13 protein-coding genes are annotated in these 16,332 nt (G+C 66.3%); 9 read left to right on the top strand and 4 right to left on the bottom strand.

The window, feature by feature from the left end; translation table 11 throughout:
- The first annotated feature begins 54 nt into the window (after positions 1–54).
- The 5 genes from U5760_RS20410 (at position 55) to U5760_RS20390 (ending at position 3,726) form a co-directional block, all read left to right on the top strand.
- Positions 55–669 (top strand): glutathione S-transferase, encoded by a 615-nt coding sequence (locus U5760_RS20410; protein ID WP_322014089.1) that lies wholly within the window; start codon positions 55–57, stop codon positions 667–669.
- A gap of 219 nt (positions 670–888) precedes the next feature.
- The gene (locus U5760_RS20405; RefSeq protein ID WP_028224367.1) at positions 889–1,083 is read left to right on the top strand and encodes a hypothetical protein; all 195 of its coding nucleotides are present in this window, start codon (positions 889–891) and stop codon (positions 1,081–1,083) included.
- 350 nt (positions 1,084–1,433) lie between these two features.
- Positions 1,434–2,819 carry an FAD-containing oxidoreductase gene (locus U5760_RS20400; protein WP_322014088.1) on the top strand — a complete coding sequence of 462 codons (1,386 nt, stop codon included), beginning with the start codon at positions 1,434–1,436 and terminating at the stop codon, positions 2,817–2,819.
- Complete coding sequence (locus tag U5760_RS20395) at positions 2,816–3,211, top strand: cupin domain-containing protein (protein ID WP_322014087.1); 396 nt, start codon at positions 2,816–2,818, stop codon at positions 3,209–3,211. The genes U5760_RS20400 and U5760_RS20395 overlap by 4 nt, the downstream gene beginning before the upstream one ends.
- 38 nt (positions 3,212–3,249) lie before the next feature.
- Positions 3,250–3,726, top strand: coding sequence for a metallophosphoesterase family protein (locus U5760_RS20390; protein ID WP_322014086.1), 477 nt, complete (start codon positions 3,250–3,252; stop codon positions 3,724–3,726).
- 73 nt (positions 3,727–3,799) lie between these two features.
- Here U5760_RS20390 and proP read toward each other — a convergent pair whose 3' ends face one another.
- The 3 genes from proP to argA all read right to left on the bottom strand — a co-directional run bounded on the left by proP (position 3,800) and on the right by argA (position 7,677).
- Complete coding sequence (proP, locus tag U5760_RS20385; RefSeq protein ID WP_415914138.1) at positions 3,800–5,266, bottom strand: glycine betaine/L-proline transporter ProP; 1,467 nt, start codon at positions 5,264–5,266, stop codon at positions 3,800–3,802.
- 614 nt (positions 5,267–5,880) lie between these two features.
- Positions 5,881–6,156: an oxidative damage protection protein gene (locus U5760_RS20380; protein WP_322014084.1), complete on the bottom strand. Its 276-nt coding sequence runs from the start codon at positions 6,154–6,156 to the stop codon at positions 5,881–5,883.
- A 129-nt stretch (positions 6,157–6,285) separates the two neighbouring features.
- Complete coding sequence (gene argA / locus U5760_RS20375) at positions 6,286–7,677, bottom strand: amino-acid N-acetyltransferase (RefSeq protein WP_322014083.1); 1,392 nt, start codon at positions 7,675–7,677, stop codon at positions 6,286–6,288.
- 23 nt (positions 7,678–7,700) lie between these two features.
- On the opposite strand from argA, the gene hrpA reads away from it, so the two are divergent.
- From hrpA to U5760_RS20355, 4 genes are all read left to right on the top strand, one after another.
- On the top strand, positions 7,701–12,389 hold the full coding sequence (gene hrpA / locus U5760_RS20370; RefSeq protein WP_322014082.1) for an ATP-dependent RNA helicase HrpA: 4,689 nt from the start codon (positions 7,701–7,703) through the stop codon (positions 12,387–12,389).
- Between the two features lie 122 nt (positions 12,390–12,511).
- Positions 12,512–13,537: a cytochrome D1 domain-containing protein gene (locus U5760_RS20365; RefSeq protein ID WP_322014080.1), complete on the top strand. Its 1,026-nt coding sequence runs from the start codon at positions 12,512–12,514 to the stop codon at positions 13,535–13,537.
- Positions 13,538–13,719: 182 nt separating this feature from the next.
- Positions 13,720–14,547, top strand: a complete 828-nt coding sequence (locus U5760_RS20360; protein ID WP_322014079.1) for an EI24 domain-containing protein — start codon at positions 13,720–13,722, stop codon at positions 14,545–14,547.
- Between the two features lie 48 nt (positions 14,548–14,595).
- A complete protein-coding gene (locus U5760_RS20355) occupies positions 14,596–15,453 on the top strand; it encodes a competence/damage-inducible protein A (RefSeq protein ID WP_322014078.1) in 858 nt (285 codons plus the stop codon).
- A 159-nt stretch (positions 15,454–15,612) separates the two neighbouring features.
- Here the strand turns inward: U5760_RS20355 and U5760_RS20350 are convergent, their stop codons facing one another.
- A complete protein-coding gene (locus U5760_RS20350) occupies positions 15,613–16,077 on the bottom strand; it encodes a rhodanese-like domain-containing protein (protein WP_322014077.1) in 465 nt (154 codons plus the stop codon).
- Positions 16,078–16,332 lie beyond the last annotated feature (255 nt).

Genomic DNA, 16,332 nt, shown 5'->3' with positions numbered 1-16,332 from the left:
TCTTGCGATCCCGCACTATCGACGGCCCGTTCCCTTTTTCGATGAGGCAAAGCCATGCAGTTGATCGGCATGATGGACTCCCCCTACGTGCGCCGCGTCGCCATTTCGCTGCACGTGCTCGGACTGCCGTTCGAGCACCGCAGCGTGTCCGTCTTCAGCGGCTACGACACGTTTGCCCGGATCAATCCGGTGGTGAAGGCGCCCACGCTCATTGACGACGATGGCACGCTGCTCGTCGATTCGACACTGATTCTGGACTACCTCGACCGCAAGGTGCCCGCCGAGCGGCGTCTCATGCCCGAGGAAAACCAGGAGCGTGTTTTCGCGCTGCGCGTGAACGGCTTTGCGCTCGCGGCGATGGAAAAGACCGTGCAGCAGGTGTACGAGCGTCAGCTGCGCCCGGCCGAGCGCCAGCACGAGCCGTGGTTCGAGCGTGTGAGTGCGCAGATGCACGCCGCGTATGCGGTGCTGGACGAGCTCGTGGCGGGCAGGCAAGGGTGGCTTTGTGCAGGCCGGATCACGCAGGCCGACATCACGGCGGCCGTGGCATGGCGCTTTACGCAGTACATTTTGCCGGGCGTGGCCGAGGCGGCTCGCTATCCGGCGCTGGCGGCGCTCTCCGGGCGTGCCGAGCAGTGGCCGGAATTCGTCGCCACGCCGCTCGAATAGCTCCCGATGCTGAGGCCCGGAGCGCCTCTGGGCGTGGTCCGGGCGACGCTATTGCGTCGATAGCCCCTTGTCCCGCCGCCCCTGCGTCGATTGTTCACCTATGGCGACAAGTGACTTCACTTTTGGGCCATTTATCGGCGCACGCTTCATTCCTAGAATGGCATTCATCGAAATGCCATGGCATCCCGCTGGAAGCAATGGCCAGGCGCGGGAGCCATGATGAAATCTTTTATCGAACGACAGTTATATCAACCAGCATTGGTTCTGCCCATGGTGGACCTCATGCAGATGATGGTTTCGCTCGACTTCAATCTGGGCCAGGTTGGGCTCATGGTCGCCACACGTGGCGCGCGGGCTGCGCTGCAGCGCTCGCGCGAACTGCTCGTCGCCGCACATGGAGATTGCGTGCACTGACCCTGTCTGTCGACCGGCCCGTTGCGGATACGAAACACGGCGCGAAACAGGTGCAAAGCAGGCGCAAAGCACAGCGAAATCCCGATCCCCCTGACGCGCGGCAGCTTCGCCCGTTTGCTGTTGTGACGTCACCCTGTGAGCCGTCTCGCGTTGCGAGACGGCTCTTTTTTTCCCGGATTTCCTGTATTTCTAATAGGCAACCACCGCACACCACACTGGTAAGCGCCGCGCCACGGTCACGTTCGCGCGGGTCTGCCGCAATCGCGGCGTAAGATGGCGCGAGGTGTGGCCGATGCGACGACGCGCGCCGCCACGAGCTTGCAACAGGACTGTCACCAGGGAGAGCCGGCATGGCAGAGCGATTCGACGCAATCGTGATCGGCACCGGGCAGAGCGGGCCGCCGCTGGCCGTGCGGCTCGGCAAGAGCGGACGCAAGACGGCCATCATCGAGCGCGCGGCGTTCGGCGGCACCTGTGTCAACGTCGGGTGCACGCCCACCAAGGCCTATGTGGCGTGCGCGCGCGCTGCCCACGTCGCGCGTCATGCAGCCGACTATGGCGTGCACGCCGGCGGTGAAGTCAGTGTCGATCTTGCCTTCGTGAAGGCGCGCAAGGACCGCATCATCGGTGCCTCGCGGGTAGGCGTCGAACGCTGGCTGCGCACGGCTCCCAACGTGAGCGTGTTTCAGGGGCACGCGCGTTTCGCCGGGCCTCACGTCGTGCAGATCGCCGCTGCCGGCGCGCCGCCCGTTGAACTGGAGGCGCCCGAGATCTTCATCAATACCGGTACGCGTGCACTCGTGCCGGCCATTGCCGGCATCGATCGTATCCAGTACGAAACGAATTCCACGATACTGGAACTCACGACCTTGCCGTCGCATCTGGCGATCATCGGCGGCAGCTATATCGCGCTCGAATTCGCACAGATATTTCGCCGCTTCGGCAGCCGCGTCACGGTGCTGGTGCGCGGCGAGCGGCTGCTGTCGCGCGAGGACGACGATGTGGCGCGCGCGGTGCAGGAGGTGCTGGCGCGGGAAGGCATCGAGTTTCGTTTCGGCACCGAACCGCGCAGCGTCGAACCGCTTGCCGGCGGTGGCGTGCGCATTGCCCTCGATGGCGAATCGCTCGATGTTTCGCATCTGCTGTGCGCCACGGGGCGCATTCCCAATACCGACGATCTGGGCCTCGACGCGGCCGGCATTGCACGCGACAAGCACGGCCATATTCCCGTTGACGGCCAGTTGCGTACGAACGTGGAGGGCGTGTGGGCGCTCGGCGACATCAACGGGCGTGGCGCTTTCACGCACACCTCCTATGACGATTTCCAGATCGTCGCGGCAAACCTGCTGGATGGCGCGAACCGCAGTGCCGACACGCGTATTCCCGCGTGGGCGGTGTTCGTCGATCCACCGCTTGCGCGCGTCGGCATGAGCGAGCACGAGGTGCGTGCAAGCGGCCGCCCGGCGCTGATCGCGACCATGCCGATGTCGCGCGTGGGCCGCGCGCGCGAACGCGGCGAAACGGACGGCTTCATGAAGGCGCTCGTGGATGCGCAGACGAAGCTCATCCTCGGCGCGTCGATCTTCGGCATCGAGGGCGACGAGGCGATCCACACCTTCATCGATACGATGACGGCCGGCGCTCCCTATACGACGCTCGAATTCGCGATGCATGTGCATCCCACGGTCAGCGAACTGGTGCCTACGCTGCTCGATGGCCTGAGACCGCTGCAATGAACGCGGCGGCGCACGGGTACGCGTTCGGCAATCTCTTTGCTGGCGTCGATCGCGATGCGCTTGCCGAGCGCGTCGAACCGCTGGCCGGACGGGACGGCGTGACGATCGAGCGCATTGTCTCGACAGGGCAGGCGAGCCCCGCCGGCTTCTGGTACGACGATCCGCGCGACGAATGGGTCGTGCTGCTCGCGGGTGCCGCCGCGCTGCAGTTCGAAGCCGAAGGCGAGGTGCTGAGGCGGTTGTTGCCCGGCGATTACGTGCAGATACCGGCGCACTGCCGGCACCGCGTGGCCTGGACCGACGAGACGGCGCCCACGGTCTGGCTCGCCGTGTACTTCGGCGGCGACGATCGGCACGCGCTGCCCCACGCTCCCGGCGATAATCGCGCGTAAGCCCATTTCGCGCCGCTCCTTGCCTTCAAAATCCCCGCATGCCTGCCCAAACGCCGCTTCGCATCGCCCTCGTTTCCGATACGCACAATCTGGTGCGCCCCGAACTCCAGCGCTTCCTCGAAGGCTGCGACGCGATCGTCCATGCCGGCGACATCTGCCATCCCGATGTGCTGGACACGCTTGCCGCCGTCGCGCCGCTGACCGCCGTGCGCGGCAACAACGATCGTGGCGCGTGGGCCGACGCGTTGCCGGTCCAGACGGTGCTCGAGATCGGTGGTCTGAAGATCGCCGTGGTGCACGAATTGCCCGACTTTCAAGGCGATCCGGCGGAGGAGGGCGTAACGGTGGTCGTGAGCGGACACTCGCACAAACCTTCCAGTGAAACGCGCGACGGTGTACTTTACGTGAATCCGGGCAGCGCGGGGCCGAGGCGGTTCAAGCTACCCGTTACGGCGGCGATGTTGACGATCGGAAACCCGGGCGGCCCGCGCGTCGAACACACCCAACTGATCTGAACGCCCCGGCGGCAGAACGCAAAAAAGCCAGCGCGAAGCTGGCTTTTCTTCGAGTGTTACGAAGAGAAGTACGTCAAGCACGCACCGCGTTGGCCGTGGCGTATTCGTCGTCGAGTTCGCGCGCAAGACGCGCACCGCGCAACACGGCATGCGCTTCGGCCCGGGTGCCCACGCTCGGTGCCGAACCCGGCAGCGGACGGCGTGCAGTCTCGTGCAGCGCGAGCACCGCGATCATGCCGATCACCGCCGCGCCCATCAGGTAGTAGGCCGGCATCATGAGGTTGTGCGTGCTGTCCACGAGCCAGGCGGCCACGAGTGGCGTGGTGCCGCCGAACAGCGACACGGAGACGTTGAAGCCGATCGCGAGTGCGCCGTAGCGGATCGAGGTCGGAAACAGCGCCGGCAGTGCCGAAGGCATCACGCCCGTAAAGCACGACAGCAGCGCGCCCAGGATCAGCAGCCCGCAGAACACCGGCAGCACCTCGGCCGACTGGATCAGCATGAGCGACGGGATCGAGAGCGCGAGCAGGCCCACGCAGCCCGCAAGCATCACCGGCTTGCGGCCGATCGCATCGGAAAGCCGGCCCGCGGCGAGCGTCATCGGCATCATCAGCACCATCACGACGAGCACGAGGAAGAGGCCCCAGGTCTCGTTGAAGTGCAGCGTCGCCGAGAGGTAGCTCGGCAGATACGAGAGCGCCATGTAGTCGGTTACGTTGAAAATCAGGACGAGGCCCACGCACAGCAGGAAGGGGCGCAGGTGTTGCGTGACGAGTGAACGGAGTGTCATCTTCGGGCGCGCGTTTTCGTCCGCTTCGCGGGCTTCGGCCTCGCGCTTGAACGCCGGCGTTTCCTCGAGCTTCATGCGGATGTAGAGACCCACGAGCCCGAGCGGCCCCGCGATCAGGAACGGGATGCGCCAGCCCCAGTCGAGCAGCGCCGCGTGCGAGAGCGTGGCGGTGAGCAGCGCCACCGTGCCCGCGCCCAGCACATAACCGATCAGCGTGCCGAATTCGAGGAAGCTGCCCATGAAGCCGCGGCGCTTGTCGGTGGCGAATTCGGCGATGAAAGTCGCTGCGCCGCCGTATTCGCCGCCCGTCGAAAAGCCCTGCACGAGGCGCGCCACGAGCAGCAGCGCGGGGGCGGCAATGCCGATCGACGCATACGAGGGGATCAGGCCGATCGCGAAGGTGCCGCAGGCCATCATGATCATCGTCATCGCGAGCACGCGCTGGCGGCCGATGCGGTCGCCGAGCGGGCCGAACACCATGCCGCCGATCGGCCGCACGAGAAACGCGGCCGCGAAGGTGCCGAAGGTCGCCATGAGCTGCGCCGAAGGACTGCTCGAGGGGAAGAAGACCTGGCCGAGCGTCACGGCGATATAGCTGTACACGCCGAAGTCGAACCATTCCATCGCGTTGCCGAGCGCCATGGCGCCCACGGCACGCTTGAGGAGGTTTTTATCGACGATCGTGATGTCGTCGAGGCTGAGATCGGTCGAGGCCGATGATCCGGAGGTGGAAGCGGTCAAGGTTTGCATCTCCAATGACTGCGGGGGCCGCATGTGCGGTCGCCACGGTTTGCCGGGGGAGTGCGGTTTCGCGAAAGGGCGGGCCGGCCCGGCGGCGCGGGCTTGAACGGGTCAAGCGCGGGCGCGGTACGGGACAGGCGTGCCGATGCGTCGCGAAACGACACTCGGTCGAATTGTGCGTAGTCGTTGCACCTGCGTGGCCTTGTTGGGGGGCAGGATGCATGAGGACGCTGGACGGGCACGGGCGTGCCTGTGAAGCGCCGCTGAAACGAAAAAGACGGCCGCGTAGCGGTTCAGTCTCTTTGTATGAAAACGTTCAATTTGCTGCGCAGGTTGCGTTTGGGGTTGAACGCAATTGATGGCCAAAGCCTGTTGAACGAAGCGGCATGATAGCACGATGAGCGAAGATCGTGCAAACCACCCCTATCTTGCGCTGCGTCGCAACACGCTGCAGGCCCCGCCTGGCGGAGGATTGCGCCGATTTCGCGGCAGTCCGGCCGGGACCTCGAAATACGGTAAACGCATAAAAAAATCCGCGCACGCGGCGCGGATTTCGTCGGGCTGTTCGCCCACTTCCCGAAGAGAGGCAGAAGCAGGGCGGTGGGGCAAGCCACCGGGGCAAATCAGCCCTCGGTCGGCGGCACGTAGCCCGCTGCCTGATCGGCGCCTTCACCGAAGAAGAACTTCTCGGTCTGCTTCATCAGGTACTGGCGCGCGCGCGGATCGGCCATATTCAGGCGGTTTTCGTTGATGAGCATGGTCTGCTGCTTCAGCCACATCTGCCAGGCTTCCTTCGAGACGCTTTCGTAGATGCGTTTGCCGAGCTCGCCCGGCAGCGGCGGAAAGTCGAGACCCTCGGCTTCCTTGCCGAGCTTCGCGCATTGAATCATTCGGGCCATGCTGTGCTTCTCCTGTCGATCCGGAGTGAGTGCCTCGGCACCTGCTCCGGTCCCATGCAAGGGATTGCTGTAGTTGTGTGGGGGTGGGCGTCTCGCGCGCTGGCTGCACTTTTCGGCGCGCGGGCCCGGTCAAAGCTGCTTCATCAGCACGAGAGATTTGCGCTGCCAGTTATAGAGGCGGCGGCGGTCTTCGGGCAGATCGTCAACCGTGGCCTTCACGAAGCCACGCTTGAGGAACCAGTGTTCGGTGCGCGTCGTCAGCACGAAGATGCGCGTGAGGCCGCGCGCCCGCGCGCGCTGCTCGATGCGGCGCAGGAGGCGCTCGCCGTCGCCCGAGCCCTGCGCTTCGGGCGACACGGTCAGGCACGCCATTTCGCCGATGCGCTCCTGCGGGTACGCGTAAAGCGCCGCGCAGCCGAACAGCACGCCATCGTGCTCGATTACCGAGAAGTGGTCGATATCGCGCTCGATCTGGTGGCGTCCGCGCCGCACGAGCGTGCCGTCCATCTCGAGCGGCTCGATCAGCGTGAGAATGCCGCCGACGTCGTCGGGCGTGGCCTCGCGCAGGCTCTCGAGGTTCTCATAGGAAATCATCGTGCCGACGCCGTCGTGCAGGAACAATTCGAGCAGCACGCCGCCGTCGAGCGCGTACGGAATGATGTGCGCGCGGCCCACGCCGCCGCGGCAGGCGCGAATCGAATGCTTGAGGTAGAACGCCGCGTCGCCGAGCACGGTGCCGCTTTCGTGCAGCTTGTAGGCGTCGTCGAGCGACATTTCGCGGATCAGCTCGCTTTCCTCGTCCAGAAGGCCCGAAGTTTCCGTGAGGAAAATAATTTTATCGGCGCGCAGCGCGATGGCCGCCGCCGAAGCGACGTCTTCCATCGAGAGATTGAACGCCTCGCCCGTGGGCGAAAAGCCGAGCGGCGAGAGCAGCACGAGCTTGCGGCTCGCGAGCGAGTGACGGATCGAATCGGCGTCGATCTTGCGCACCACGCCCGTGTGCTGGAAATCCACACCGTCCAGGATACCCACCGGACGCGCCGTCACGAAGTTGCCCGACACCACGCTGATGTGCGCGTGCGCCATCGGCGTGTTCGGCAGCCCCTGGCTGATCGCGGCCTCGATATCCAGACGCACTTCGCCGGCCGCTTCCTTCGCCGATTCGAGCGCGCGGGCATTGGTGATGCGCATGCCGTGCGAGAACTCGGATTCCACGCCGTGCAGGCTCATCTGCTCTTCGACCTGCGGGCGCGAGCCGTGCACGAGCACGATCTGGATGCCCATGGCCTGCAGGAGCGCGATGTCGGCGACGAGCGCGTTGAGCAGATTCTGGTGCACGACTTCGCCGCCGAAACCGACGACGAACGTCTTGCCCTGGAAGGCGTGGATGTAGGGCGCGACCGATCGCATCCAGTCGACGAACTGCGCGTGCTGCGCGACGATCTGGGCGGCGGATTCCTCAGCGGCAGTAGGGGCTGCCGAGTCTGCGGGCGCGGGGACGAGGTCGGTTTGGGAATTCATGCCCGGGATTATAATGCGCCCCCATGTCGAATGTACCCAAAAGACCTGCGTCGGCGCAGGGCAGCAACACCCGCGACGAGTCCGGTGCGGCGCACGGCGGCGCGCAGGAAAAACGCGCCTCGCAGAAGTATGGAGACGCTCAGAAGCTGGCGTCTGCGGATCGGCTCTCGTCGCTCATGAAGGGCGGCGCGCTGGGCGGCGCGCGCGTGCAGGATCGGCGCGGGCGCGAGGCGCCGCAGGAAACGCGTGCGCAGAACCCCGCGCAGAAGGCGGTGCCGGTCGAGCCGCCGTCCTCGCAGCGTCGGTCTCCGGTCGAGCAGCGTGTCGAACCGGCGCGCGAAACCGCCAGTGAAGCCGTGAACGAAGCCACGCGCGCAGCGCGACCGGCCGCTCAGCCTGAACAGAAGCCACCCGCATCGCGCGTTGCCGACGAAGGCGCAAAGCCGCCTGCGCGCGAGCGCGGCGTGCAGCACGAGCCGCGCAGGCCGCAAGGCGCGCCGCGCGAACAGCGCGTCGCTCAGCCACCGCGCAAAGAACAGCCGGGCGGGCAACGGCCGCAAAAATCCGCACCGCAGGCGCGTCCCGAGCGCCCACGCGCGCAGCAGCCCGCGCGGGCGGAGCAACACCCGGTGCACGCGGAACGCAGTGCGCGCGCCGAGCAGAAGGGCGGCACCGAACGCGACGAACGCACCGAACGCAAGGAGCGCAGCGAACGCCCCGCGCGCCGCGTGATCGAGCCGAACCCCATTCCCGCTATCACGTTCCCCGAAGCGCTGCCTGTTTCCGGCCGCCGCGAGGAAATCGCGCGCGCGATCGCCGGGCACCAGGTCGTGATCGTGAGCGGCGAGACGGGCTCCGGCAAGACCACCCAGTTGCCGAAAATCGCGCTCGCACTTGGGCGCGGCCTGGGCGCGGGCGGCACGGGCCTCATCGGCCATACGCAGCCGCGCCGGATTGCGGCGTCGGCCACGGGGCGCCGCATCGCCGAGGAACTCGGCACGCCGTTCGGCGAAGTGGTGGGCTACAAGGTGCGTTTCACGGACAACCTCTCGCCGGGCGCCTCGGTCAAGCTCATGACCGACGGCATTCTGCTTGCCGAGACGCAGACCGATCCGCTCCTCAAGGCCTACGACACGATCATCATCGACGAGGCGCACGAGCGCAGCCTCAACATCGACTTCCTGCTCGGCTATCTGAAAGAGATCCTGCCGCGCCGGCCAGATCTCAAGCTGATCGTGACGTCCGCGACCATCGACGCGGAGCGTTTCGCGCGCCACTTCGGTAGCGACGAGAAGCCCGCGCCGGTGATCGAGGTGAGCGGGCGGCTCTACCCGGTCGAGCTGCGCTATCGCCCGGTGCAGGAGGACAGCCCCGCGGTGAAGGCCGCGCAGGGCACGACGGGGCGGGAAAAAGGCAAGTCGCAACGGGAGCAGGGGCAACTGCGCGACCGCGACCTGATGGACGCCATCGTCGACGCCGTGGACGAACTCTGCCGCGAAGGCTCGGGCGACGTGCTCGTGTTCCTGCCCGGCGAGCGCGAGATTCGCGACGCCGCCGAGGCGCTGCGCAAGCACCATCCTCCGCACACGGAAATCCTGCCGCTCTTCGCGCGGCTTTCCGCGCAGGAGCAGGAACGCGTGTTCAAGCCCTCGAACGCGCGCCGCATCGTGCTGGCCACCAACGTCGCGGAAACCTCGCTCACGGTGCCGGGCATCCGCTACGTGGTCGATACGGGGCTCGCGCGCGTGAAGCGCTACTCGTATCGCAACAAGGTCGAGCAACTGCAGATCGAGTCGATCTCGCAGGCCGCCGCGAACCAGCGCGCGGGCCGCTGCGGCCGGGTGGCGGACGGCGTCTGCATCCGTCTCTACGAGGAGCAAGATTTCCTGTCACGCCCAAAATTTTCCGATCCGGAAATTTTGCGTTCATCGCTCGCGGCCGTGATCCTGCGCATGAAGTCGCTGCACCTCACGGCCATCGAAACGTTCCCGTTCATCGAGCCGCCGCCGGGCCGCGCGATTGCGGACGGCTATCAGCTTCTGAACGAACTGGGCGCCGTGGACGACGACAACGCGCTCACGCCGCTCGGCCGCGAACTCGCGCGCCTGCCGCTCGATCCGCGCGTGGGCCGCATGATTCTCGGCGCGCGCGACGAGCAGTCGTTGCGCGAAGTCTTGATCATCGCGAGCGCACTTTCGGTGCAGGACCCGCGCGACCGGCCGATCGAGGCACAGGAGCAGGCCGACCAGGCGCACCGGCGCTTTGCCGACGAACGTTCCGAGTTTCTCCAGTGGCTCAGGATCTGGGCCTGGTTCGAGGAAGCCGTCGCACACAAGAAGTCGAACCGGCAGCTGCAAGACGCTTGCCGCGCGAACTTTCTTTCGCACTTGCGCCTGCGCGAATGGCGTGACGTCCACTCGCAGTTGCTGACGGTGGTGCGCGAGCACGGCTGGCGGCTGAACGAATCGGAGGCCACTTACGAGCAGATTCATCACGCGCTGCTCACGGGCCTGCTCGGCAATATCGGCCTGAAGGCCGACGACGAGCCGCATTACCTCGGCGCGCGCGGCATCAAGTTCCATCTGTGGCCCGGTTCCGCGCTCGTGAAGAAAGCGGGGCGCTGGGTCGTGGCCGCCGAACTCATCGAGACGAGCCGGCTCTACGCGCGCACGATCGCGAAGATCGAGCCCGAATGGCTCGAAAAGGTCGGCGCGCATCTGCTCAGGACGTCGCTTTCCGAGCCGCACTGGGAAAAGCGTGCAGCGCAGGTGAGCGCGTTCGAGCGCGGCGTGCTGTACGGCCTGCCGGTGTATCAGCGCCGCCGCGTGGCGTTCGGCCGCCAGGACCCGGCGCGCGCGCGCGAACTCTTCATTCGCGGCGCGCTCGTGGAAGGCGAGTTCGACACGAAGCTCGCGTTCTTCGCGCACAACCGCAAGCTGCTTGCCGATATCGAGCAACTCGAGCACAAGTCGCGCCGCCAGGACGTGCTGGTGGACGACGAACTGATCTACGCGTTCTACGATCAGGCGATTCCCGAAGGCATCTATTCGGGGGCGTCGTTCGAGCGCTGGTATCGCGACGAGGTGAAGAAGCGCGGCCAGCCCGAGGACAAGCTGCGCCTGTTGTATCTCTCGCGCGACGACCTGATGCGCCACGAGGCGGCGGGCGTCACGACGGACCTGTTCCCGAAGCGCATGACGATGTCGGGCGTCGCGATGGCGCTCACTTATCACTTCGAGCCCGGTTCGCCGCGCGACGGCGTGACGCTCGCGGTGCCGCTTTACGCGCTCAACCAGGTCGATGCGCGGCGTTGCGAATGGCTCGTGCCGGGCATGATCAAGGAGAAGGCGCAACTGCTGCTCAAGTCACTGCCGCAGAAACTGCGGCGCCACTGCGTGCCGCTGCCCGACTATGCGGCGGGTTTCGCCGAGCGCGCGGGCGCGCAACGCTTCGGTGCGGGCGGTCTCGTGGAAGCCTTGATTGCCGATGTGCGCGAACAGAAGCAAATCGCGCTGAAGACCTCGGACTTCAAGCTCGAAACGCTGCCCGCACACCTCTTCATGAACTTCAAGGTGATCGACGAGCACGGGCGCCAGCTCGCCATGGGCCGCAATCTCGCGCAACTGCGTGCGGAACTGGGCGCGCAGGCGCAGCAGCAGTTCCAGAAGCTCGCGAGCGCAACGGCACTGGCGGCGCTGGAGACGCGCGGGCAGGAGGACGCGGAAGGCGATGCACCGCAACCGCCGCAAGCGTTGCCGGGCAGCGCGCCCGCAGCGGCCGCGCCGACCCGTGGCAACGCCTCGCGCACGCCCCATACGCCGGCGCCGGCGGCAGAAACGGGTGCTGCGCCGGCCACGGCGCTGTACGAAAACCTCACGACCTGGAACTTCGGCAAGCTGCCCGAACTGCTCGAAATCCGCCGGGGCGGGCAGACGCTCTTTGGCTACCCGGCGCTCGTGGATCGCGGCACGCATTGCGACGTCGAGGTGTTCGACTCGCCCGAGGAGGCCGCGCGCATCCATCGCGCCGGATTGCGGCGGCTCTTTTGGCTGCAACTGCGCGAGCCGATTCGCTACCTGGAGAAGAACCTGCCGGGCCTGCGCGAGATGGCGATGCATTTCATGGCGCGCGCGACGCAGGAAGAGCTGCGCGACCAGCTGATCGACCTTGCGCTCGACCGCGCCTGCCTGCAGGATCCGCTCCCCGACGACGATGCGAGCTTCCACGCCCGCCGCGACGAGGGCCGCGGGCGCCTCTCGCTGCTCGCGCAGGAAATCGCGCGGCTCGCGGGCCAGATCCTCGCCGAATACGCCACGGTGACGAAGAAGCTCGTGCAGGCGAAGGCCTTCGGGCAGCCGGCGGCCGATATGCAGGCGCAGCTCGACGCGCTGATCGGCAAACGCTTCATCGTCGATACGCCGTATGCGCAGCTCGTGCATTTCCCGCGCTATCTGAAGGGTATTGCGCTGCGCATCGACAAGCTGCGGGCCGATGCTACCCGCGACGCGCGCCAGTCCGCCGAATTCCAGCCGCTCCTGCAGCAGTATCAGCGGGCGTTGTCCCAGCGCGGCGGCGTGTTCGATCCGCGGCTCGGGGAATTCCGCTGGCTGCTGGAGGAACTGCGCATTTCGCTCTTCGCGCAGGAGCTGCGCACGCCCATGCCGGTATCGGTCAAGCGCCTGCACAAGGTCTGGGAGTCGATGCAGCGCTAGTGCCGGGCGGGCGCTCCGGCGCGTGGTGTTCTGACGCAGGGTTGTTTTTCAACAGGCCTGCGTCAACCTTGCGGAAGGCTGGACGATCTACAATGGCAGCTTCCTTCCGGAAGTGAGTTTCCATGCGTAAATCCGAATTCCGCCGCGCCGCCGGCTGCCTCGCCGCTGCCGGCGCGCTGGCGTGCGCTGCGCTTTTCCCGTTCGCCGCGCGCGCCGCTGCGCAGACGAACAACATCATCGTGCTCAATTCCGGCGAAGCCACGCTGAGCCTGATCGACCCGCAAACCCAGCAGGTCGTCGGCACCGTGCCCACCGGCAAGGAACCGCATCACCTCTTTCCCACGCCGGACAACCGGTCGCTGATCGTTGCGAACTCGGTGTCGAACAATCTGCTGTTCGTCGATCCGAAAACCGGCAAGCCGCAGCGCTGGGTCGAGAACATCGAAGATCCGTATCAGCTCGGCTTCTCGCCCGACAACAAGTGGTTCGTCACCACGGGCCTGCGTCTGGACCGCCTCGACATCTATCACTACGGCGGCGGCAGCGACGTCACGGTCGCAAAGCGCCTGCCGCTTTCCGCCATGCCCAGCCACATGGCGTTCACGAACGACAGCCGCATCGTGTTCGTCTCGCTGCAGGTCTCGGGCGAGATCGCGGCCGTGGATCTGCCCACCCAGACAGTGCTGTGGAAGATGAAGGTCGGACCGGCGCCGGCCGGCCTGTGGTTCACGCCCGGCGACAAGTATCTGCTCGTCGGTATGACGGGCGCGGACTATGTGGCCGTGGTGGACTGGCGCAACCAGAAGATCGTCAAGCAGATCCAGGTGGGCAAGGCGGCGCACAACTTCCGCTCGCTCGTGGATGGGCGCCACGTGCTGGTGTCGAGCCGTGTCTCGAACACCATCAGCATCATCGACGAAGAGACGCTGGAAAAGACGGGCGAGATCAGTGGCCTGATGCCGGGCCCGGACGACATGGAGCTCACCGCCGACAAGCGCTACCTGTGGGTGACGTTCCGCTTCGCGAAGCACGTGGGCATCGTCGACATGCAGACCAGGAAGCTCGTGAAGACGATCCCCGTGGGCCGCTCGCCGCACGGGATCTACTTCTACGACCGCGCGCCGGTGACGGCACCCAACGGCGCATGAGGTGCATGAGGGAGCCTGAGAGCCCTTGACGGCGCCTGCCCGGGCGGGGCGCCGGCTCGCGGGAGCGTCCCACTCCGCGCTCATTACGCGCGGCGGTGCGCGGTGGTTTATGCTTGCGGCTATCGCCGCGCCGTTGTGCGGCTTGCGCATCGACCACCGACTCGCCCACGCCCCCATCCCGCATGAATGATCTGCTGCGCTCGTTCGGACGCGCGCTCGCCAGCGTGTTCCATCCCGTCATGCTGTTCCTCACGTTCATCCCGTTCCTCGTGGCGGCGATCGCGTGGGGGGCGCTGCTCTATGCCTTCTGGCAGCCGTTGATCGATACGGCTCGCCTCTGGCTCGAAAGCTGGTCGTTCACGGCCTCGGTCTATCACCTCTTCGACATGCTGGGTCTCGGCGGCATGCGGGCCGTCATCGCGCCGCTCGTCGTGGTCGCCGTCGCCATTCCGCTGATCGTCGTGACCGTGCTGCTGCTGATCGTCGCGCTCGCCATGCCGCGCGTGATCCGCTATCTCTCCCGCGGGCCCTACGCCGCGCTCGAAATGCGTCACGGCGGCAGCTGGTATGGCAGCCTCGTGCATTCGCTCTGGACGACGCTCGTTTGCCTCGTTCTGATGGCGGTGACACTGCCGCTCTGGCTTTTTATTCCGCCGTTCTTCGCGCTGGTGCCGCCGCTGTTGTGGGGCTGGCTCACGTATCGCGTGATGACCTACGACGCGCTCGCACTCCACGCGAGCGCCGAAGAACGCCGCGCGCTCGTGCGCCGCTACCGCCTGCCGCTGCTGACGATCGGCGTGGTGAGCGGGCTGCTCGGATCGCTGCCCACGGCGATCTGGGTGTCGTCGGCGTGGCTCGTGGTGCTCTTTCCGGTGGTCGCCGCCGTGACCATCTGGATCTATGCGTTCATTCTGGTGTTCACGGCGCTGTGGTTCGGCAACTACTGCCTGCGAGCGCTCCAGCGCATGCGCGCGGAAGCCGGCCACAGCGTGACGACGGTCGCGCACTGAGGCGCTCTCCGTTCTGCCCATCATTCAATACCTGTAGCGAGGCGACATATGGCATTTGGCGTCATCATCATCGGCGACGAGATTCTCTCCGGGCGCCGCCAGGACAAGCATCTGCCGAAGGTCATCGAACTGCTCGGCGCACGCGGGCTCTCGCTCGAGTGGGCCGAATACGTTGGCGACGATCCGCAGCGCATCACCGATACGCTGCGCCGCAGCTTCGGCTCCGGCGACATCGTGTTTTCCACGGGCGGCATCGGCGCGACGCCCGACGACCACACGCGTCAATGCGCGGCGGCTGCGCTTTCCGTGCCGCTCGCCCTGCATCCGGATGCCGAAGCCGCGATCCGCGAACGCATTCGCGACATGCACACGGGCAGCGATCCGGTGGACTACGGTTCGCCGGAGAACCAGCATCGCTTCCAGATGGGCACCTTCCCGGTGGGCTCGGAGATCATCCCGAACGGCTACAACAAGATCCCCGGCTTTTCGATTCGCGACCATCATTTCGTGCCGGGTTTTCCGGTGATGGCCTGGCCGATGATCGAATGGGTGCTCGACACGAAATACGCGCACCTGCATCATCAGACGCCGCACGCGGAGAAGTCGCTGCTGGTGTTCGAGCTGCCCGAATCGACGCTCACGCCGCTCATGGAGCGCATCGAGCAGGATTTTCCGGGCGTGCGCGTGTTTAGCCTGCCGAGCGTGGGCGACACCGAGCGCGGCGGGATCTACGCGCGCCGGCATATCGATCTGGGCGTGAAGGGCGAGCCGGAGGCGGTGGCGGCCGCGTTCGTGAAGCTGCGCGAGGGCGTGCATCTGCTGGGCGGCGACATTGTCGAGCCGCCGGAAGCGTCGGATGTCACCGTCGATCGCGAACGCCGCAGCGGGCCGCGCACGGGGTTCTAAAGAGGGCTTTTGCGCGGGTTTCCGTGAGAGGGGGTGCCGGGCGGGCACCCGTGCACGGCCATGGCGCATTCGATGCGCCATGGCTTTACCGCATCATCGGCCTGTCACATGCGGCGCTCAGAGTGGCCAATCGGCCAGATCGTAGCCGGCGGGTGTCGCTCAGGCGCCGATCCACGGCAGGCCGCGGAAGCACCAGCCCGAAACGGTCTTGCGATGGCCCTGGCCGTCCTTGTCGCCTTCGAAGCCTTCGAGCAGGTCGTAGGCTTGCGCGAAGCCGGCTTTCGTTGCCTCGACGGCGGCGAGCTTCGAGCGCGCGGCGCTGCGGCACAGGAACAGCACGGGTGCGTCGGGATCGACGGCCGCGCGCAGCTGGGCGAGAAACTCGGTGTTCGGCACGCCGCCCGGATAGCGCGTCCATTCGACGTGGACGTACTGGCCGTCGCCGATCACGGGGCGGCCCACCCAGTCGAGTTCCGCGCGCGTGCGCACGTCCACGAGGCGGGCGCGCGGATCGAGCTGCAGCAGCTCGAACGCCTCGGCCGGTGCCACTGCGCCCGCGTAGGACAGCTGATTCTCGGCACGGCGCTTTTCGGCCTGGGCGTACAACTGTTCGAGCGTACTCATGACTGCGGATCTCCTGTTTTTCGCGTTGGACCAAAAGACCATTCTAGCGCGCAGCCCCTCCGGCGGTCCGGGCCGCTCCACGAGAGCGGTCGAGGGAAGCAGGATGACTGCACAGGAGCGGATTTGCATCGGAATGGTGCAAATCCGCTCCTGTGCACCATGATGGTAAAAATAAGGCGCGCCATTTTCGGGATTGCACGAAAATGGTGCTTCACGGGGGATGGCGCAGGCAATCGGGCAGCAACAGCGCGGCGG

Source organism: Paraburkholderia sp. J12 (assembly GCF_905220215.1).
In the GTDB taxonomy this organism is placed as follows: domain Bacteria; phylum Pseudomonadota; class Gammaproteobacteria; order Burkholderiales; family Burkholderiaceae; genus Paraburkholderia.
Note: the sequence above shows the minus strand (reverse complement) of the source record. Positions and strands in the feature narration are given on the sequence as shown.